Source organism: Bartonella quintana (genome assembly GCF_009936175.1).
In the GTDB taxonomy this organism is placed as follows: Bacteria; Pseudomonadota; Alphaproteobacteria; order Rhizobiales; family Rhizobiaceae; genus Bartonella; species Bartonella quintana.
This window is the reverse complement of the sequence record NZ_AP019773.1, coordinates 1,217,697-1,240,335: the sequence shown is the minus strand read 5'-3', so window position 1 is coordinate 1,240,335 and position 22,639 is coordinate 1,217,697. Positions and strand designations below refer to the sequence as shown.

Here is a 22,639-nt window from a genome sequence, read left to right as displayed (position 1 = left end):
AATACCTTATTGTTTTGGATCTGGTTGGATGAGCTTTGCAAAGAGGTGCTCTGTCATATGTCCCGGGGGTGAAAAGGGTGAAGAGGTTCTTTGAGAGGGAAAGAAAAACAGGTTTCATATATACAAAAGGCAGCACAATGTGCTGCCTTTTTTAAAAGCCATAGTGTATTCCACCGGAAAAGTTAATTGCAGATATGCCAGCTTTTTGGAGCTTGTGTTGGTAATTAACATCAGCATGAAGGGCGATATTCTGAGAGAGTTGAGCATTCACACCAAAACCGCCTTCAAGGGAAGATCCCATAGAATCACGATGGAAAGTATCACCAATCTTTATCGTACCATTATCACTAAAAGCTTTGATGAAATTCACTTTACCATAGAAGGAAACAGCACGGTTTCTTTCAACAGGCATTACAGTTTGTATCAAACGTCCGCCAACACGTACCAGCCATTGATGAGGCTTGCCCATATTTACTTCAAAGCCATCAATATCTGAGAGTTTTTCAAACATGAGACGCTGATAAACAAACTGTGCTTGTGGTTCAAAGACCAACCCCTCAACACCGGTTCCCAATTTTTGGCTAACGGTGGCAGATGCACTCAATGTTTTTGTCTTATTCAGTTGCGTGGTAGTTCCGATGAAGGCGGTGGTGATATTTCCCTTGAGAGTTCCATAAGAAAAAAGCGTATCGAGATATATGCCATTGTTATGCTGGATGTTGCCGTATACGGTGAATGACCATTTATCAATGGTGCTTTTCTCAGCGCCTTCGATATCCTTAGGGGTAAAAGCTAGCTTTCCGTATGTCCCCAAAAGTCCAAGACTTGTGGTAATGTTTTGCTTTTCTAATCCTGCCAGTGCAATGCCTGCTTGCAATGCAGTATGCTGGACATCAGCACCATAACCATATTGTAGTGGATTACGGTTAGAAGATAATGTGATCTTATTGCCATAGGAGGATAAGAAGATCCCACTCTTTTTATGGCTTTCTGGTGCAAACAGTGCTGTTTGCATATCGTTTAACAATGCATTTTGATTGTTTACATCAGTGAATCCAGCGGAGAATAAAGCGTTGGGCATCACCAAATAGCTTGCTACTTGTGGCACAAGAGCTTTGATTTTTTCCTCACGATCAAGAGTGGCACTTTGCAAGCGGAAATCCCAAAAATTCTGCTCTTCTCCCACGAGGCTTTGCTCAAGACTCGCTTTGCCATGGCTGGATGTTGGTCCATAGGCATTCAGTGTATATTTATAAGGCAAACCGCCTATTGTGGCATAACCATTTGCTAATTTGAATGCATTTTCATTTGCTTTTCCAGAAACTTGAACGAGTGAAACACCACGCATATTCAAAGGGATGGTGTTCTCTATATTTGATGGCTCATTTTTTGAAAGGTTACTGAAATGAACTGTTGTGCTCCCTGATACATCGCCATGAACAAGAAGACGGTCTGTTTTTTGTTGGTCTTTTGGCAAACCATTACTCCATTCAGTATTAAAATAAATCCTTGCATCACCTGTCGCAGTGTAGACTGTTTTGTTTGTTGTGTTATCGTTTATGATGTTAGGTGTTTGACTGCTTATATGTAATGTTTGGTAATGATCTTCTCTTGGTTTCTTAAAAACAATAGTACTGTTGTTGAGATTAAGCATAAAAACTTCAGAATGTAATTTTTTAATCAAATCAGCTTGGTGTCTAATATCGTTTTTTGTGCTCGCCTTTAAATACCATGTTGTGCCGTTAATCAAACTAAAGATTGTTTGGGTGGGATTCTTTTTGGAATTTCTTGCTCCGCCTTCTAAGAGAGAATGATCTGCAATTACGTTAGCTTCGCCAGGATCACCTTCATTGGGTCTCCCTACTAATACAATATTGGCAAGGACCTTCGAATCTTTGAGTGTGATCTTTGATTGTTTTCCTCGTATTGCCAGTCCTACGCTGTCAGTATGGACTTGAGCACTCAGCAAACTAATTTGTCCGCCGCGTGTTGCAAAGAGAGCAGATCGTGGTCCGGTTTTGATAAGTGTTCCTCTTTTCATGATGATTTTCGACTGATCATTTTGTGCTTGGAGCCCAATATCATTGGTTTTTATAGAAACATCAGCGAGATGAATCTGTCCTCCAGATCCCGCTAAGACTGCAGGTTGTAGACCAGTTGTGGTAAGTGCTCCTTTTTTCATGACAATTTTCGACTGTTCACCTTGGGCTTGTAGTCCAACATTATATGCATTCATAGAAACATCGGTAAGATCAATTTTCCCGCCAGATCCCGCTAAGACTGCAGGATTCAAACCAGTTGTGGTAATAGACCCTCTTATCATGGTGATTTTTGATTGCATATATTGTGCCTGTAAACCTTGCGTTGTTAAGAGTGCATCTTTCATCTCTAGTTCTTGCATTTGTGTTCCATTATCATCAGTGTGCACAACAACATCGGTAAGATTGATCTGTCCTCCAGACCCCGCTAAGACTGCAGGTTGTAAACCGGCTGTGTTAAGTGTTCCTCCTATCATAGTAATTTTTGATTGCAGACCGTTTGCAGAAAGTCCATGGCCATTCGATAAAACTTCAACATTATCTTTTAGAGTTATGACACTCTCTTTTTCAACATTTATTCCTGTATGATTTCCTTGAATTGAGCCCCCAGATATTGTTATTTGAGAATTATCACTTGCATATATGCTGGTTCTTGCATGCTTAACTGTTACATTTTTTAAAACAATTTTACTTGTTTTAATGGCGCTTATTCCTATGCTCTCTGTTGCGGTATTTGTGAGATCCATGAGGTCAATTGTTACATTTTTTAACTCATTTTTATCACTATTGCTTTCTTCTAAAGCAACGCCTAAGTGATTGGCTTTAATGGAGCCTCCAATCATTTTCAATGTTCCCCCATTCTTTAAGCTTGCTCCCGTTCCATCTCCTATTTCATTCATTGTTTTTGTGCTTTGGTCTTGATTGCTTGCTTTAATCTTTACATTATATAACGCAATGGCACCATTTGACTTAGCTTCTATGCCAATTGGCGTTTGTATATTCAGCTTTTTTACGTGAATAGAACCATCGGTCATTTTAATCGTACCGCTTTCTTTTGCCCATAGACCGATCGCAACGTTTTTTATTGTTGTATCTCCTTCTAATTCAATCATGCTTCCAGGGTTTTCGGCTTTTGCACCGCTTATGTCTTTTATGATTGATCCTTCTTTTATTGGGAGACCGGTTATCTTGAGATCCTTGCCATAAATTTTACCACCGTCGAATGCATAAATATTTTTGTAGCTTTCTTGGGGTAGAGCAATTTTATTTTCTCCTTTATCAGCAGAAAAAGATTTAGCATATGCGTTGAAGTGGGTACTGAACACTATTATGGCTACTGTGGTTGTGTATGATAAAAGAGATTTTTTAGACATCCAATATCATCCTAACTTGTAAGTTCCATATAAGTTTTATATGTCATCCTTCCAGTTTAATAAGAAGGATAAAAAATATTTATCTTATTTGAATTTAAGTAAATTCCAAAATTAATCTCTATTAAAAATAAAATACTTTATTTAATTTATAAAATGCAATTCATCTAAATTAATTATTCTTAAAAATTAGTATTTATTTATCTACAATAATATTAATATTTTGTAAATGTTAATATTATTGTGAATTTTTTATTCATAAGTGAAAGTTGATGATAAATTTTTATTGCAAATATATTCTATTTAAGATTTTATTTTTTTTGTAAAAGCTTTATTGTTTTCATTCTATGGCATAAAAATAGATAAATATCTATGAGACAGTTTTATTATTTAAGATAAAAATATTTTTTACTTATAACTTAGGGGGTATATCATTGATATTTGAGAAATTTTTATCTTTTTTATTTTCTAAAAATTTCTTCTAATTATTCGCAAAGCAGGAAGATGTTTCTTTATCGCGCGAATGGCACCATTTTTTCCACTCTAAAAAACACTCAGATGCTGTGAGAAATAGTATTCTTTCCTTTTTATCGTTTAGGAGAGATTTGTGATTTCGATAAAAGTCATGAAAAAATTAATTTTTAAAAACTTTTGATTATAGCACCGATTCATAATGTTTTTGGGTTGTGAATTTAGGTGTAATTAATCAAATCATTACTTTCCGCTTTTTCTGTTTATGTACACAAGCAATTTTTGTGATAAATGAGTGATTAAATCATACATTAGAAGGTGGCTCCTGAAAGGGACTTTAAAAAAATAAAAATATATAATTTATTGATTATGATTGTTTTTTTTATGATAATAAGGTTCAGTTCAGTTTGTTAAGGCTTATATAGCAAAACGAAAAAAGCTTTTTTTGATCAAAAGATTTTGCTCTTAGCGAAAGAACAATATTGCTATCAGCTGTGATAATTTACAAAAGCGCTTTTTCTTTTTTATGTTGAAAGTAAAAGAGGGGGCTATAATAAAGAAATTCGGATTTATAAATTAAAAAGACAGCATAATATGCTGCCTTTTTTGTTAAAACGAATAGAATAAAATACGCTTATTTTTACAGTTTTTCTTTAAAACTGATAGCGTACTTCATAGGTAAAACTTGCTCCTGTTATACCGGTTTTTGCAGTTTTTTTTGATAGCTGATATCGTGGAGGGCTAAATTACAAGACAGTTGCGCATTGATAGCAAACCCGTTTTCAGTGAAAGTTTCTGCAGGATCATGGGGAAAGTCATCGGCCAATTTGTACTTTTTTAAAAAAACCATGTTGTGCTATTTTTTAGATTTGAAATTAAAGTGGATGTTTCATCAACTCTTGCTCCACTTTTTTAAGATGGAGTGATCGGCATTTAGGACGAGAGTGCTGGTGGTGTTGTTTATAAGAGGCTATTTTATTGAATGATTTTCTGTGACTTGTAATAAAACATTGACGCTCATTGTCGAAACTTTAAGGTTAATTTTATTGTTTGAAAAACTTATGTCTATACCATACTATTTTCAATGAAAAGTTTTGTATTAGTCAAATTTATCTTATGATTTTAGGGAGAAAATAGAAATCTCCAGTACCCAGTAAACCATAAACAGCTGGCATTTCTATAGGATCAGGATCACCTGTAACTGTTGTGAGAACATTCGTAACATCAATGTGACTGTCGCTGCTTGCAATCAATGTAGTTTCTTTTATTATTTTCCTCCCACCATTTTGACTGTACCGTTATTAGATCGGTTAAGAGCAATGGTGGAACTTTTAATGGTTGTTATTGCATACAATTCAATAATACTACAAAGGCCAAAAGAGAATCACTGAGAGGTATATTGATCGGAATTTGTTGTAATTGTTAAATCAGTATCATAAATTGCGCTACCATCTTTTTCCAAAAGCATCTATAAGTGTTTCTAGGGAGGTATTGCTGTTTTCCCTTGACCAACTTCAAGCTTTTTAGAATATGTGTTGAAATTGGCGATAAATAAGCACAATTGCTGCAACCGCTGTGCACGATAAAAGGGATTTTTTATACATCAGTATTCTCTTTTAAAACTCCCCAATATTTATTCCCCCGCAGCCTTCATAAGAAGAATAGAAAATAGATAGTTGTTTTTAATTTTTGTAATTTATTTCTTTATCAAAGTTGATATTTAATTGATATGAAGTTGTTATGAATATTTATATACAGAAATTATTTTATTTTTATTTATAATTTAAAAAGTATATAATGATAATACCAAGCACTGTTGATTGTAAATTATTCTTGTTAAATATATTTGTACTTAAAACCCATGGAAACTAACTGCCCAAACATAGGACATAGGTTTGTGTCTCACTTTTTCTGTTGGCGACATTTCAGAGCATACCAATAGCTCCTAGGTTTCCTCTAAGGGCTCACTTTGTGATAAGTGTCATATTGATGGCATTTGGAATAGACATATTCCAATAAGATGGGCATACCCAAAGCTCATAAATCTCAACCAATGCACTGCTTCAAGTTGAAGGCTTAAAACTAACAATGCTTTGGTATAAGCAAACCGCACATTTATTAAAAAGTCATTATTTTGAATTTTTGACACATTTTCGACAAAAAAGTCTAAAAGATTGCTGTTTTGAGGACTCTTTTTATAATGTGATGTGTTTTTTTGGGATGACGCATTTATGAAATATAAAATTTTATATATCATTATAATAATTGCTTTTGCTCTTTCTGGTTGTTTTAATCTGGATTCTGAAAAAATAAAAAGCGATGAGAGATTTCATCATAGTGCATTTATGGATTGGTCTATGAAAAAAAAGTCTCTTGCAAAAAATTATACTGCTATCATTATGGCTGATCCGCAACCGTGGCGTCTGAACTCTGGTGACCCCAATGGAATATCCAACAGGGAGCCATGGTTAAAGATAAATGAGCAGGTTGCCAGTGTCATAAAAGCCCAGAAAGCCGCGTTTCATATTGTCAATGGTGATCTGACGGAATTTGGTCGCCAAAGAACCTATGACGATTATAAAAATGTCTATAAAAAATTTGAAGCTCCTGTTTATGAGGGGTTAGGTAATCACGATTATGCCAATAATGTTGGTCATTGTACAATTCCTGAAGCATACGATTTTTATCAAGATGCCTGCGCTCTCAGTGCAGTTTTAAGAATGCTCTCGGAAATAAGACAATATCGTCGTCAATTATCTTATTTTGATGCAGACGTTACTGAAAGTTCAATTCTTCTTCCCGATGGAAACATTCATGAAATTAAAGGGAGCTTGAGTTATTCCTGGGATTATGGCGATGTTCACTATGTGCAGCTTCACAATTATCCAAGCTATACGGTTCGTTTGAAGGGACAGTCTACAAAAGTGTACATCAATAAATCTTTGGATTGGCTGAAAAAAGATCTAGCTGCTGCTGATGCAAGAGGTAAAGTTACAATTATCAATTTTCACGATGCTCGTGCGGCTTCCATTGATGGTGAATCATTTTTTATTCGTAAAAAGAATGCTAAAGATTTGTCGGTGTTTAAGTCAATCGTTACTGCTCATAATGTCAAAGCAATATTCGTTGGGCACACACATTATCAGTCTTATTGCCGTGCAAAGAATGATAAGGTTTTTGGCAATATTCCTGTCTATACAGCAGGTGCACTCTTCAATGGAGATTATTACCTTGTAGAGGTGAAGGGCAAGACCATTCATGTTAAAGCTTATAATGGAGTAATAGGAAGACCCCTTTTAATTAAAGACCTCGGCATTATAGGAGAAGGTACACAATTTTTCGAAAGTTGCAGTCAGTTGTAAGAGGGTTTTCTCCCTTATTTTAAAGTATAAGGGGAAAAGCATGTTGTATGCTCGGACTGGAAGACTAATGGTAGTCTCTAAGTATCACTCAGAAAGAGGGCGAGAAGAATGAGACATGTTGTTATTGTATCTTTTTACAGAGCTACCGAGATCTTAGGGGCTGTGTCATATGTGCAATAGTTTAATGCAAACCAAATAGGAAATAGTAATTTGTTTCATTGTTTGCTCTTCTGTTCTTTGCTTTTCTTTCGAGGTTTATACCTTTGAGGGTGAGAGTAAGCTGCCAGGGACGTTCATAATTTCGTCAGCACATTTCATCCGGAATTGTCAAGCAAGCTGTTTTTGTTTATGGCCCCGTATTTACCATATGACTCATAATATATACAACATGTGTTGACAGTTTGATGCTTGCTTTGAAAGAAGTGTAAAAGAGTATTTTAAGAAAACCTAAAAAGTTTCAGTTTTAAAAAGCTTTTTTGATTGGTTTGTACACTTTATATTTAGCAAAATACTGGTGATTGTGCTCATCATAAAAGCGTGAAGAGATATCATATTTCTGATGTGGCAAAAAGAAGACAGAGCATTCAACTTTTGAGAGCTTTAAATGATTTTTTTCAACTATGGGGCATTATCAAGAAATCAGTAAATGATTTGAGGAAGTCAGGAGAAACACGTGCAGCTAATACAATAGACTAAAAAATAAAGGGGGCTTGAATTTTGCAAATGAAGGCGCTTTTTAGTTAGAAAAGACAGCATGGTATCCCTGTATATTAAATGTGTAAATTATAAAAAGGGCGCCATAGAATCAATCAAAAAGCTTCAAAAAATAAATTAAATAAATTCAATGGAATCAAAATTCCTAAACTTCTATCTTACGCATTGATGGTATCAAGATTGGCTGGGGAACCTGGATTCGAACCAAGATTCACGGAGTCAGAGTCCGTTGTTCTACCTTTAAACTATTCCCCAACGGGAAGGTGTCGTCATTTTTAGCAGATTTTACAGTGCACGCAAGCTCAAAAAAGAATCTTTATGATTATTGATAAGTGAGAGGAATTCATTGATAATAAAGGGCGATTGGTACACCATCGATTGTTTTGATCTGAATATCTACATCATAAATGTCTTTAAGAATTTCTATCTGCATAATTTCTTTCGGTGTTCCACAATAAGCTGCTTTACCATTTTTGAGTGCAACGATCCTATCCGAATATGATGATGCAAAATTAATATCATGCATGACAATCACAATGGTTTTTTTAAGCTCATCGGCTGTGCGACGTAATTGTTTCATCATGGAAACGGAATGTTTCATATCAAGATTGTTTAATGGCTCATCTAAGAGAAGGTAATCGGTATCTTGACAGATGACCATCGCGATAAAAGCCCGCTGACGCTGTCCGCCAGAAAGTTCATCCAAAAAGCGATTTTTTAGGTCTTGTAAGTCGAGATATCGCAGTGCGCTGTCAATATATTGTTTATCTTCGTTGTTATACCAGCCTTTAGAGTAAGGATAGCGCCCAAAACTTACTAAATCGTACACGGTTAAGCGAAAGGATAAAGGATTATCTTGACGCAAGATTGAAAGTTTTTGAGCCAAAATATCGAGAGGCATTTTATCAATATCAAAACCGTCAACGCTAATGATTCCTTTGTTACTTGGTAAAAGACGTCTTATCATCATCAGAAGAGTTGATTTTCCAGAACCATTGGGGCCAATAAGAGAAATAATTCCTCCTTTGTGAAGATGAAGGGATAAATCATCAATAATCAATCTAGCTCCATAAGATTTGGAAAGGTGATTGATTTTAATCATTTTAGTTTTTCCTTCATCAGTGAAATTAAGAAGACTGTTCCACCACAAAATTCAATGATAAAACTTAAGCGTCCTGCCATATTGAAAACTTGTTCTAAAATAAATTGTCCACCAACCAAACAAATAATAGCCAATAATATTGCCATTGGTACAACAACACTGTGTTTTACTTGTGGGGAAAGCTCATAGGAAAGGTTGGCAACTAACAATCCAAAAAAGGTGATAGGTCCGACAAGTGCTGTTGAAATGGATACAAGAATAGAAACAAAAATAAGAATAGCCGTAGCGCTTTTGTGATAATCAACTCCAAGATTGAGAGCGTTTTCGCGTCCAAGCGCAAGAATATCAAGCAGGTGACGTGAACGCCAACCAAGCAGACTCACAATGAAGACAATGATTGTGGCAAAGCTTATTAATGCCGTATTGAATTTATTAAAATTTGCAAACATGATGTCCGTTAAATTCATTATTTGATCTGGACTCAATTGTAATTGCATGAATATGCGTAAGCTGAAAAAAAAGCCACCTAAAACAACACCAATCAATAGGGTCAAATGAAGTCCTTTTAAGCTCCCTGAGAACAGCCAGCGAAAAAGGCTTATTGAAAAGATGATGAGAATGAGAGCTTCAAGAATGAATTGTCCTTCTTCATTTAAAAAGGGCAAAGAAAGAGAACCGAGAAAATAAATCGTGATGGTTTTTATTAAAATATAAAGCTGATCAAACCCCATAATAGAAGGACTGAGGAGCTGATTATTGACAATTGTTTGAAATAAAACGGTAGAAACGCTTATTGCATAGGCAATGAGAAGAAGAGAGGCAAGTTTCGTTAGACGGAATGTCCAAGTATAAATGTTGATATTCCATGTCATATAAAGACTAATTACGATGCATGCCATTATGATAAGCGTTGTTAGTACAAGCGTTGTTGCTTTTTTTTATCCAAGACGCTTTCTCCAGCGTAGAAGCAGTATGATAAAAATAAAACTCCCAATAACCCCCATCATGGTGCTGATAGGAATTTCAAGAGAAGGATGAATTATTCGCCCTAAGATGTCACAGATTAATAGCAGTCCTGCGCCACTGATTGCTACCCAAGGAACAGTATGGCGCATATTGTCGCCCATGAAATTTGAAACAATGTTTGGAATAATCAGTCCAACGAAGGAAATACGGCCAATTGTACAGACTACAACAGCGGTGATTGATGAGACAATAAAAAGACCAAAGAACATAACAGTACGATAATTAAGTCCAAGATTGTTAGTTAAATCTTCTCCTAGACCAGCTACTGTAAAGCGATCAGCAGTAAAATAGGCAAGAGTACAAAGGGGAAAAGATAGCCACAAGAGTTCGTATTTTCCATCAAGAATCATTGCAAAACTGCCAAATAAATAGGCTTGAAGAGAAGGCAGCAGCATTTCATGATCAGCAATAGCATTGGTTAGGGAGCCAATCATATAACCCAGTATAATCCCTGTGAGTGGTACAATGAAAGTGGATTTTAAAGGGATCTGGCGCAATAAAAGCATAAACAGTAATGCACCAATCATGGCAAAAATTGCGGCAATGACCATTTTTCCTAAAACAGGGATATTGGGGAGGAAAATCATGACAAAAAGGATGCCAAGAGATGCAGATTCAAGAGTTCCAGCAGTTGATGGCTCTACAAAGCGATTACGTGCAAGCAATTGCATAATCAGGCCTGAAAGTGCAAGTGCCGGTCCAACCAAGAGCACTGCGACTGTACGAGGAAGGCGTGTTTGCCAGAAAATAAGCCACACATGTGGATCGCCTAATAACAGCTCGGAAAGTGTCACATCAGAATAACCAACAAAAATGCTCAGGATAGATAGCAAGACGAGAACTATTATGGCTATCCAGTAATTTTTCACGTTAAATTATTTTCTAACAGAAAAGAGCAGAAGTCTTTCATGGGCAACTTCGACTCTTAAAACTTTATTTCATGATTAGACAAGTAAATGCTTGTGCACTTATTTGCTTGTTGTAAAGGCTTTATTAAGTTGTTGAACTGTTTCGTTAAGCCCAGTTAGACCACCACTAGCTCGATACCAACTCCAAGAGTCTAGATAAATAATTTGGTTTTGCTTTCCAGCTATTGTACGTTGAACAAGTTCATTATTAAGGAGTTGTGCTGCGGATTGTCCTTCTCGTCCAATTGCTGCATCTCGGTCGATGACCAATAGCCAATCAGGATTGGTCTCGAGAATAAATTCAGGGGAAATAGGTTGTCCATGTTTTTGCACGATTAGTTTATCGGTTGCAGGAGCAATGCCGAATGCGGAATGCAAAATATCAAAACGTGACTGGGGACCTAAAGCACTTATCTTTCCACCAGAGGTCATAAGTATAAGCCCTGTGCCCTTTCCTTGAATATTCTTACGAACTTCTGCTAAATTTTCGTTAAGTTCCGCAATTTCTTCCTCGGCTTCCTTTTCTTTACCAAAAATTTTCCCAAAAATAGACACATTACGTATAATATCTTTAAGAGAGTTCTGATTTCCTATTGTAAGGTCAATGGTTGGAGCGATTTTGGATAAATCTTTATATTTAGCTTGAGTCCGTGATGAAATAATAATGAGGTCAGGTTGAAGGGTGGCAATTTTTTCATAATTCGGTTCAAAAAGGGTGCCAATTTTTTCATATTTTGCATCATCAAATTGTTGCAAATAAGCAGGTTTTTTTCCTTCAGGAACACCGACAATTGCTTTGATTCCAAGGCGGTTCATATTATCAAGCGATGCAAGGTCAAATACAATAACTTTTTGAGGAGAGATAGGAACAGTGGTGGTGCCTGAAACATGATTAATGATCACATTTTCTGCATTCACATTTGCCCACGAAAATGTCGCAAAGTTAATTGCAACAACCAAGACAGAAGTTACCCATTTCAGATATTTGATCATCATCGCTTCATCCTCTTCTATAAATCACAAAGGGTTATTAAAAAGCGTAATTTAGACTTTTTTATGCACAATTTATGCACAATATGATAAATTCATAAACAACATTATGTTGTAAAGACGTCTAACATATGTTAAAAGCCAGCTGCTTATCTCATTTTTACTCAATTCTAGAGCTTTTACTTCTAGAGCTTTTACAAGATGTCTATTTTAGAAAGTTGGATCTATGATTAACGTATTTAAAAATCGTACCCATTTATATGCTCTTACAACAAGCGTTCTCTTCTTTTTACAAGGTGTGGATATTTCTGTGGGGAATGCTAGTTCTCCTAAGGCGTCATCTACCTATGAGTGTAAAGCTGAGGTTAGTGATAAGCAGCAAAGAGCTCCTGTTTTGTGTGATGGCACTAATGGCAGTAGTCCACTCGCAATAACAGGAGGTAGTATTAAAGCGAAAAAATATAATGACTATGCTGTACATGCAGAGGGAGGGGCAGTTATTAGTGTGAAAGAAGTATCGATTGATTTTGGGGTGGACGATACAGCTTCTAGTGATTCTGCTGGTCGTTCTGATTCTACAGATATGGATAGTATAGTTACTTTTGGTATTTCAGGAGGTGCTGTATTTTCAGATAATGGCTATACAGGTGGTACAGCGATTAATTTGGAGAAATCACATATTGAAGGTTTTTTTTATGGGCTTCGAAGTGAAGAACAGGGAAAGATCAGTATGAAAGGTGGATCTATTACAGAAACTTATATAGGGGGGGTGGCTAATTCGGAATCGTCTATTGTTTTGGATGGCGTGGATATTGAAGTCATTGGAATCGGTCTGGTGAGCAATGATAAATCTTCAATAATAATGCGATCTGGGTCGATTGATTTTAGCGGTGATGGGATAGGGGTTATGTCGACAGATATGGGATTTGTTCAATTGAACGGAGTTGATGTTACTATGTTCTCTCGCCTTGCTAAGTTGAGTCAAGGAAGAGGAGAAGGAGCTATAGATTCTTATATTGAGCCTGACCGTTACGTTTTATTATCGAGTGGAGGTGCTATTTCCTTTAATAATGGCAATATCAATATTTCCGATGCTGCTGTGCTGTTGGTTGATAAAAATTTCCAGAATACTCTCAGTGAAAGTATTGAAACAGATTTAGATCTTTTCACTAATATAAGTGGAGATGAAGAAGAAGATGAAGAAGGAACTCAACGTACTGAACGTTCAGTCAGAGCCGAAGTGGGTGGACTAGATGGTGTTTACCATCTTAATTCTCATGTTGATGAGAATGATGAGGATAACGGCATCTTCTTTGTTCAGGTCGATCCTGCCATTCTCAATGATATTGCTTCTTTTGGGCATGACGTTACAGAAGTTTTAAAGGCTGCGAACCATGAAGGGGGCCTTGATGTTTTAGATTTGAGCGCCAGTGTCAAATCTTCAGTTGTTAAGGTCAACGGTAAAAGATCTTATGGTATATATTTTCGTAGTTCAGATTCAGAAAATATGTTAAATTTGGCTAGAGGAGATGGCCTTTCTGCTGGATACAGTGATGGTGTTAAAGAAAGCAATGACAGTTATGAAGGTGGAATACGTACGGTTCTTTTGAAAAATAGTCGTCTCAGAGTTCCAGATGGTGTGGCCATTTATGGTGATAATTTTGGTGGTTACGTCATTGTGAAAGACGAATCAACTCTTTCGGGTGGTTTGTTGTTAAAAGCTGAAGCTGGTTCCGATCTGTCAGTTTTTGTTCATGACTCTGTAATCGCAGGTGCTGCTCGCATTGATGAAAATTCTCATGCTAGGCTTTTTTTATCCGGTGGGTCAGAGTGGCATTTAACGAAGAGTGTATATAGCAGCGATTTTGGAAATTCAGATGCGGATTGTATAGATTCATGTATTTCATCTATGAGACTTGTAAATAGTAATATTAGATTTTTTCTTTCTTCAGAAAGTGAAGAGAGTGAAACAAGTAAACATGGTGAAAAAGGTCGCGGTAATAATAAGTATCGAACCCTGCGCATTGGAAATGGAAAGGGCACGGTTTATAGTGCTCATGGGCGTTCTAGCATTTACTTTAATGCAGATCTGATGTCTAGCGATGCGGATAGTGTTCAAATCTCTGATAGACTTTTAATTCATGGCGATGTTTCTGGAACAACTTTCGTGCACGTGCATTCTGTTTCAGATAGCACCTCATCAGAAAAGGTGGATCAACCTAACAGTGTTTCGATTATTCAAGTTTATGGAAGTGCAAGGGAAAATTCTTTCCAGCTGGATAGTGGGTATGTTACGTTAAATAGTGCACCTTATCAATACACTCTTCGTGCTTATGGTCCAAATTCTCATCAAGAATCTTCTTCGGGTTCAGCCTCGATGTTTTTCGATCCTAAATTGAAGCAAACGAATACACAGTTTTGGGATTACCGTTTAGAGAGTCAGTCTGTGGTTTTAGCTTCTGCAGGTGCACAAAGTGAAGGGATTCCTGTTATGACAGGTGGAGCTCAAACTATTTCTGTTGTTTCCCCCGTATCTGAAACTTTATTAGCGAGATCTGAAGGAGATAGTGGTGTTAGTACGTCAATTTTGTCAAATTCTTTAGATTCTGATGGAGCTCAAGCCATTCCTGTTGCTTCGACCATATCTGAGACTTCTGAGTTAAGAACTCCTCAACCTACTTCATTAGCGAGATCTGAAGAAGAAGATAGTGATATTAATACGTTAGTTTCTTTAAATCCTTTAGATTCTGAGGACTTTGATTCATCCGAGAATTCTGAATCACTTTTGGGATCTGGAGAGGCTTCTGATGTTGTTGATTATGTTATTATAGGACCTGATGGAAAAACTGTTGTAGCAGAGTATAGTGAAACGCCTAGTGGTGAATCTATAGTTACATCTGGGGCTTCTCTATCTGAAAATGTAGAGTCTAATCCTTCCTCCAAGGCACCTGATACTGTTCCTACTGTAATTCAGAGTTCTGGACCGAGAGGACGGGTTCTACTTACCACATCTGCGAGATCTGAAACATTACCCATTGCGCCTTCGACTACTTCTCCTGTGCAACCTGTTCTCTCTGCTGCATCTGAGACATCTCCTGTAACTAGGGGATCTGATGTATCTACTTTTGCAAATGTTGGTGGACGAGCTGTTTCTCCTACGTGTGATTATACGGGAAGTATAGGGAGAGTGAGAAGAGATGTTACAGGGAGTGAGCATACTTCTTATTCGTGCAGTGATGGAAAATCACATACAATAAGTGGTGCTACACTGAGAGTAAGTGATAGCAGTCAGCATTCTGTAAGTGTAGGAGAGAAGACAAACCTTAAGATGGAGAATGTGGTTATTATTGGTGCGGTTTCTTCTGATAGTAAGAATCAAATTGATCTTAATACATTACGGCCTGTGAGTGCTGTGCTTGCAGAAAAAGATGCAGAAATTGTTTTGAATAAGGAATCAACTATTCAATCTTCCCAAATTGGGCTTGAGGCTCAAAGTGGTGGAAAAGTCAAAATGACTAATGGGACGATCAATGCTGATTATGCAGGTGTTTTTGTGGGGGCTGGTTCATCTGTTCAATTGGATACTACAGATATTAGCATGAAATCACAAGCTATGGCTGGTTTGGCGAGTAATGGCGGTGAGATAACCATGAGCTCTGGGACTATTACTCTTACGGATGGAATAGCTGTCAGGTCAGAGTTGGGGGGAAATGTTAAATTAGACAAAGTTAACATTACTGCAAAAAAAGGACAAATAGAGTCAGCTTCTACAGAAGTACCTGGACGTGCAGCTTTTTTGTTGAGCGATCGTGGCTCTGTTGATTTTACTAATGGGAATGTTGTTACTGATGCCACTGGTTTGTGGTTTATGGATGTTAATGGTTCCGTTGAGACGGGTGCTTCCAGGAGAAGAAGATCTTCTGACGTTGCTCCTTCTATGAATCGCGCTTATATCGACTCTTCTAATATTAAAGTGGAAGGTGATAGTTCCTACGGTATATATTTTAATGGGATGGCACGAGTCGCTGAGCGGAATCAGAATAGGGTCTCAGAGGAAATTGTATCAGAGTCAGTGGGACATCCTGTAAATGGAAGTTCTGTATTTTCACCAGAGCAAACACTTGTAGGTATAACGGGTACAGCTTTATTGAAAAAAACTAATTTCGAAGTTCCAAAGAGTGTAGCTATTTATGGTAATAATTCTGGTGGTCTTGTTTCTATACAAAAGAAAACATTTCTCTCTGGAGATTTATTATTAAAATCTGAAAATAACTCTAATATATTGGTTTGGGTGGATGACTCTGTTATTGCAGGGGGAGCTCGTGTTGATGAAAATTCTACTGCCAAATTGGGATTAACAAATAATTCAAAATGGTCTTTATTGCGGCCGAAACATGAGAAATTGCAAGAATTGGGCTCTTTAGGTGATTCATCAATTTCAGCGCTAAATCTTATTAATAGTTCTCTTTCTTTTGAAAAACCAGAATCCAATACAGCTGATAGTTATCAGACACTTCGTATCGGAAAAGGCGTGGGGGCTGTTTATAATGCGCAAGGTAATGCACATATTTATTTCAATGCACGTCTGAATCCTAATGATTCGAGTGATGCTCAAGTGACCGACCGTCTCTTAATTCATGGTGATGTCTCTGGAAAAACTGTAGTGCATGTAAAAGGCGTTTCGGGAAGTGTGGGAGAAAACAACCCTAGCGATAAAATAGCGCATAGTGTTTCTATTATTCAGGTTTATGGAAAAGCGGAGAAAGATTCTTTCCAACTGAATGGTGATTATGTCGCGCTAGAGGATTCCCCTTACAAATATACTCTTCGTTCTTACGCTCCAAAAGCCACTTCAACTAAAGACCATGTTGATGAAAGATTTATGAAGGATGGTGGGGAATTTTGGAATTTCCGTCTAGAAAATCAATATGTTGAAGTAAGTGATTCTGCGTATACTTCTACGGTTTCTAAAAATAGATTTCCTGAACAGGCTGTAAGATCTGTTGTTCCGCAAGTTCCGACTTATTTGCTGTTACCAAATAGCTTATTCCATGCTGGTTTGGTGAATATTAGCAACCAAAATAAGCATTTGGAGAGACTGCGGGCCACTTCTGGTGGAATGCCAAGAATTCATGAAAACCCTGCTTTATTCTTGCGTGGCTATGCTGGTCATTACCGTTATTCCTCAAATCTTTCCGCCCTTGAATATGGTTACGGAGGGGAGCTTGGTTATAATGCACTTGAGGCAGGTGTTTTGCTCAAAACAATCGAGAATGCTTATAGTAACACATTTTTTGGAGTTATAGGGGCTTATGAGAGACTTTCTTTGCAGCCTTTAGCTGTTGAACAAAGCCAAAAAAGCGCATTTGATAAATGGTCAGTGACAGCCTATGGTACCATGCAGTATGATGCCGGCTTTTATGTGGATGGTCTTCTCTCTTATGGTTTGTTTAAGGGTGATGTCCTGACTCTTGCACGTGGCAAGACGGCAACATTAAAGGGAAATCCGCTCAGTGTTTCATTGACAGGTGGTCAGTCATTTGCAACTGGATATGAAGGATTTGTTTTTGATCCCCAAGTCCAGGTTGTTTATCAGCATCTCCGGATTAATCCGGCCCGTGATATTGACAACTTTGAGATTGAGCTTGGAAAACTTGATCAATGGGCGATGCGTGTGGGTGGCCGTTTAACAAAGACCTTTCCTGTAACCGATGAGGCACGTGTTGTTTCCTTCTATAGTAAGTTTTACCTTGCGCATGGATTTGATGGAAAGCAATCAGTCCATTTCAAAGATGCTTTCCAATTAGGTGCTTTTGGTTCTTCTTTAGAAGCTGGATTAGGTTTTAATGCTCGATTGTCTTCAAAGTTTGCCCTTCATGGTGATCTTGTTTATCAGCATAAGCTTAGCAAGGCTGGTTTTTCTGGAACGAGTTTTGTGGGGGGACTTCGTTATCAGTTTTAGGATAAGATATATAAGATATAGTACAGACTTTGATCTAAAGGCAGCACAGTGTGCTGCCTTTTTTGTTTATAAAATCTGCGTTGATTTCTCAAAAGTTCTTCACCCTTTTGATATTCACGAACAAAAGTCACCATATTTTTTCTTATAAAGAGGGAGATTTTATTCTAGGGGATTTCAAGATAGTGGGGGCTTTCAGTGTACGTGTAACTTGCTTAAAATATTCTGCTTTAGGTGCGCTGATTTATCCGCCATATACTTAATTGCACCCTCAAAGCTAGGTTTTCTAAGACCAGTTTTCCTGTTGCGCTATACTCTTTTTTTCATTTCATATCTTTGGGCAAGCTTTTGAAAAATACAATTATAGATTGTTAATTTTATTAATTTCTTGTTATAGTTTTATTTTCGCTTTACAGGACATACAGAATGTATTATACACTTATAAAGTGTGTAAAATGATTATTCACTTATAAGGGGTTTTTGTCGCGAGTAATTTTTTGCCGACCTTGTTTGGAATTTCATTGCACTAGTCAAATGAGCAGTAAATACGCCCTTTTGGTTTAGTATTTGGGAAAGTTTTTACTAATGCTTTTGTTTTCAATGAGAGGGGAAGGGAAGTTTTGATGGAGCTATGATTAAAGTTTTTAGAAATCGTGTATATTTATATACTTTCACAACGGCTATCCTTTCTTTGCTACAAAATGGAAGAGGGGTTTGTGCAAATGCAGAGGAGCCTAGTAATAGGCATTATAATATTACTGTTGTTCCTGTTTCTTATTCTGGGGCACGCGTTAGCGGACTTGGGGATGGCAATAGGATTAGTGGGAGTCTCATAAGTGGGAAGCGCATAGGGAGCCTGAGTGGGCTTAGTGGAGAGCGTGGGGGTAGCGGATCTATCCAGGGTGTTACAACGGGACAAACCGATAAGGTTCTTAGTGGAGAAGGGGGGGAGAGAGGGGGAGGGAGGTATGTTTACAAATATGATAAAGGGAAGATTACGCTGTATAAGGGTTTATATTATCTGTGCGATGACTGCGAAGAGGATACAATTGACAATAAGTCTTATAAGATTACGAGTGGGAATGTTTCTCAATATCCTTCTAATACTGCTATAACGGTAAAGGGGAAAAAGGCGGCCGTGAAGGGAAAAAATGTGACTGTTAGCAGTGAAGTTTCGGATAAATCTTTTACACGTGGTGTATTTGTATCAGAGCACGGAAAAATTGTTTTGACAAATCCGATTATCAAGAATGCAGTTACAGCCCTTAACGCCAGTAATGGAACAATTAAGGTCCATAAGGGAACTATTGAGGGAAGTCATAGGGGTGTTGAAGCAATAGGGAATAATGCATTAGTTATTTTAGAGGATACAAAAGTTAAGACGAGCGATGGGAAGGCAAGCATTTCTAGTTACGGCGGTGCAGGAGTTTTGATGAATGAAGGATCAGTTGATTTCACGAACAGTCATGGAGTTTCTTCAACGCTAGGTGGAGTGGTAACTCTTGAAGGTACTGCTATTACTGGAAAAGGTAAAGAAAAAAATCAGGAAAATTTTGCGGGTTTTTTTGTGGATGTAGGTGGTTCTGTTAAATTTAAGGGGACTGCTGATTTTACTGATGTTCACGGCATTTTATCAGAAAATACCGTCAATACTTTTAATTCAGTTCCGATATCTGAAGATTTGTCGAAGTATAGCCGTGTGACTGAGGTTAATCTCACATCTTCTTCTGTTACAGTGAATGGAGACATGTCCTACGGTATATATTTTCGGGGAGAAAAACCGTGGGATGAATATCGGAATAATGAGGATTCAAATGAGCAAAAAACTCCACCTAGATTGGAGGCTATTAATTTGAGAAGGACGAAGTTTTCCGTTCCAGACAGTATAGCTGTCTATAGTACCGATGCTACTTATGGTGTTGTTAATTTAATGCAAAGCGAACTTTCAGGAGATTCATTATTAAGAGTTGAGAAGGGCGCTTTGGTAAAAGTTTTAGCGAGTGCTTCTGTCCTTGAAGGGGGAGCCTATGTTGATGATCATTCTACTGCCGAGCTTTATTTAGGCGTTGGTTCGAAATGGATTTTAAAAGAGCGAGAAAGAGGTTCGCCTGAATCTGATCGTAAAAATGATTCATCTGTTTCATTAGTACTTCTTACGAATGACAGTTCCATTGATTTTAAAAAACCAGAATCTGCTCTAACTTACGATTATCAAACACTCCGCATTGGAAATGGGGTGGGCGAAGTTTATAGGGCGAAGGATGGTGCGCATATTTATTTGAATACGTATCTGAATGAAGGGGGCGCTCTTAAAGACCAAAAAACTGACCGGCTTTTAATTCATGGTGATGCTGCTGGGAAAACGACAGTACATGTGCGCAGCATTTCAGAAAGTCCAGGGGGATATACGGGCAATGGTGGAAATGATCAAGGGATTTCCATCATTCAGGTTTCTGGAACAGCAAACGAAGATTCTTTTCAGCTAGATGGTGGTTATGTCGCGCTGCACGGAACACCTTATCAGTATAAGCTTTATGCTTATGGTCCAGAATCCACTTTAGGAGGATCGAGTTCTCATCAAAGATTAGTTAAAGGTGAGGGAGATTTTTGGGATTTTCGCCTTGAAAATCAATATCTTGACTCTGGTCCTCGTCCAGAGCCAGAGCCAGAGCCAGAGCCAGAGCCAGAGCCAGAGCCAGAGCCAGAGCCAGAGGGTCGTCCTTTCCCTCCTGTTGAACCGGGAGTTAAGGATGTTGTTCCGCAAGTTCCGACTTATTTGCTGTTACCAAATAGCTTATTCCATGCTGGTTTGGTGAATATTAGCAACCAAAATAAGCATTTGGAGAGACTGCGGGCCACTTCTGGTGGAATGCCAAGAATTCATGAAAACCCTGCTTTATTCTTGCGTGGCTATGCTGGTCATTACCGTTATTCCTCAAATCTTTCCGCCCTTGAATATGGTTACGGAGGGGAGCTTGGTTATAATGCACTTGAGGCAGGTGTTTTGCTCAAAACAATCGAGAATGCTTATAGTAACACATTTTTTGGAGTTATAGGGGCTTATGAGAGACTTTCTTTGCAGCCTTTAGCTGTTGAACAAAGCCAAAAAAGCGCATTTGATAAATGGTCAGTGACAGCCTATGGTACCATGCAGTATGATGCCGGCTTTTATGTGGATGGTCTTCTCTCTTATGGTTTGTTTAAGGGTGATGTCCTGACTCTTGCACGTGGCAAGACGGCAACATTAAAGGGAAATCCGCTCAGTGTTTCATTGACAGGTGGTCAGTCATTTGCAACTGGATATGAAGGATTTGTTTTTGATCCCCAAGTCCAGGTTGTTTATCAGCATCTCCGGATTAATCCGGCCCGTGATATTGACAACTTTGAGATTGAGCTTGGAAAACTTGATCAATGGGCGATGCGTGTGGGTGGCCGTTTAACAAAGACCTTTCCTGTAACCGATGAGGCACGTGTTGTTTCCTTCTATAGTAAGTTTTACCTTGCGCATGGATTTGATGGAAAGCAATCAGTCCATTTCAAAGATGCTTTCCAATTAGGTGCTTTTGGTTCTTCTTTAGAAGCTGGATTAGGTTTTAATGCTCGATTGTCTTCAAAGTTTGCCCTTCATGGTGATCTTGTTTATCAGCATAAGCTTAGCAAGGCTGGTTTTTCTGGAACGAGTTTTGTGGGGGGACTTCGTTATCAGTTTTAGGATAAGATATATAAGATATAGTACAGACTTTGATCTAAAGGCAGCACAGTGTGCTGCCTTTTTTGTTTATAAAATCTGCGTTGATTTCTCAAAAGTTCTTCACCCTTTTGATATTCACGAACAAAAGTCACCATATTTTTTCTTATAAAGAGGGAGATTTTATTCTAGGGGATTTCAAGATAGTGGGGGCTTTCAGTGTACGTGTAACTTGCTTAAAATATTCTGCTTTAGGTGCTCTGATTTATCCGCCATATACTTAATTGCACCCTCAAAGCTAGGTTTTCTAAGACCAGTTTTCCTGTTGCGCTATACTCTTTTTTTCATTTCATATCTTTGGGCAAGCTTTTGAAGATAATAATGATAAGTTATATTTCTTTCTTTTAATTGTGCTAGCAATTTTGAAAACAAGTTTCTTACGTGTCTAAAAGATGTTTTCTAGAAGCGTTTATTGCTTCTTTTCTAGGTTAAGCTTTTAGCCCAATGGTTGTTAGTGTTCGCGTTTTATAGCAATTTTCCTTACTAGGGTAAACTTATCAGTTGTTTTTTAGAGAGTTGCTTTTTTCTGTGAATTTCATCATTGTTTTTCAGCTGTATTTTCACAAGTTTTTTATAAAAATGATAAATTTATCTTGTAATATTTTTAGGCTTTTTTTTGATTTTGACTTTACATAAAACGGATTAGTAGAGCACAAAATATATTATCTATTGTGCTTAGGCATAATAAAAGCAATTAAGCAGAATGCGTGTTTTTATTTTTCATGAGAAGGGGAAGAAAGTTTGCAGTAAAATTGTGATCAAAGTGTCTCAACATCATTTCTCTTTATGTACTTTCCAACAGTTGTTCTTTTCTTTATTTACAATGCTTATGCCAATGAGCGGTCTTCTAAAAAGGGACGATTTTTATATTGCCTTAGGGTGCGTTGGGGGAAAACGCATGGAATTGCCAATAAAATTTATTAGTTAACTGGTGGAAGTATTGATAGAGT

Annotated in this window: 9 protein-coding genes and 1 tRNA gene; 3 read left to right on the top strand and 7 right to left on the bottom strand. The window is 37.5% G+C overall.

Translation table 11 applies throughout. From position 1 onward, the window contains the following. Positions 1 to 151: 151 nt before the first annotated feature. A complete protein-coding gene (locus MF1_RS05060; RefSeq protein WP_161510605.1) occupies positions 152 to 3,412 on the bottom strand; it encodes an autotransporter family protein in 3,261 nt (1,086 codons plus the stop codon). Between the two features lie 1,577 nt (positions 3,413 to 4,989). Beyond that, positions 4,990 to 5,133 (bottom strand): hypothetical protein, encoded by a 144-nt coding sequence (locus MF1_RS05055; RefSeq protein WP_161510604.1) that lies wholly within the window; start codon positions 5,131 to 5,133, stop codon positions 4,990 to 4,992. 978 nt (positions 5,134 to 6,111) lie between these two features. On the opposite strand from MF1_RS05055, the gene MF1_RS05050 reads away from it, so the two are divergent. Next, positions 6,112 to 7,242, top strand: a complete 1,131-nt coding sequence (locus tag MF1_RS05050) for a metallophosphoesterase (protein ID WP_042995598.1) — start codon at positions 6,112 to 6,114, stop codon at positions 7,240 to 7,242. Positions 7,243 to 8,137: 895 nt separating this feature from the next. On the opposite strand, the gene MF1_RS05045 is transcribed toward MF1_RS05050, so the two are convergent. The 5 genes from MF1_RS05045 to MF1_RS05025 all read right to left on the bottom strand — a co-directional run bounded on the left by MF1_RS05045 (position 8,138) and on the right by MF1_RS05025 (position 11,985). Beyond that, a tRNA-Gln gene (locus tag MF1_RS05045) sits at positions 8,138 to 8,211 on the bottom strand. Positions 8,212 to 8,299: 88 nt separating this feature from the next. Beyond that, entirely contained in the window at positions 8,300 to 9,058 is a 759-nt protein-coding gene (locus tag MF1_RS05040; protein WP_161510603.1) for an iron ABC transporter ATP-binding protein, read from the bottom strand. After that, positions 9,055 to 9,957 carry an iron chelate uptake ABC transporter family permease subunit gene (locus MF1_RS05035; RefSeq protein ID WP_161510602.1) on the bottom strand — a complete coding sequence of 301 codons (903 nt, stop codon included), beginning with the start codon at positions 9,955 to 9,957 and terminating at the stop codon, positions 9,055 to 9,057. The genes MF1_RS05040 and MF1_RS05035 overlap by 4 nt, the downstream gene beginning before the upstream one ends. A gap of 39 nt (positions 9,958 to 9,996) precedes the next feature. Then, positions 9,997 to 10,953, bottom strand: a complete 957-nt coding sequence (locus MF1_RS05030) for an ABC transporter permease (protein ID WP_161510601.1) — start codon at positions 10,951 to 10,953, stop codon at positions 9,997 to 9,999. Positions 10,954 to 11,052: 99 nt separating this feature from the next. Next, on the bottom strand, positions 11,053 to 11,985 hold the full coding sequence (locus MF1_RS05025) for a siderophore ABC transporter substrate-binding protein (RefSeq protein ID WP_161510770.1): 933 nt from the start codon (positions 11,983 to 11,985) through the stop codon (positions 11,053 to 11,055). A gap of 223 nt (positions 11,986 to 12,208) precedes the next feature. On the opposite strand from MF1_RS05025, the gene MF1_RS05020 reads away from it, so the two are divergent. Then, on the top strand, positions 12,209 to 17,944 hold the full coding sequence (locus tag MF1_RS05020) for an autotransporter outer membrane beta-barrel domain-containing protein (RefSeq protein ID WP_161510600.1): 5,736 nt from the start codon (positions 12,209 to 12,211) through the stop codon (positions 17,942 to 17,944). Between the two features lie 628 nt (positions 17,945 to 18,572). After that, a complete protein-coding gene (locus MF1_RS05015; protein ID WP_161510599.1) occupies positions 18,573 to 21,653 on the top strand; it encodes an autotransporter family protein in 3,081 nt (1,026 codons plus the stop codon). The last annotated feature ends 986 nt before the right edge of the window (positions 21,654 to 22,639 follow it).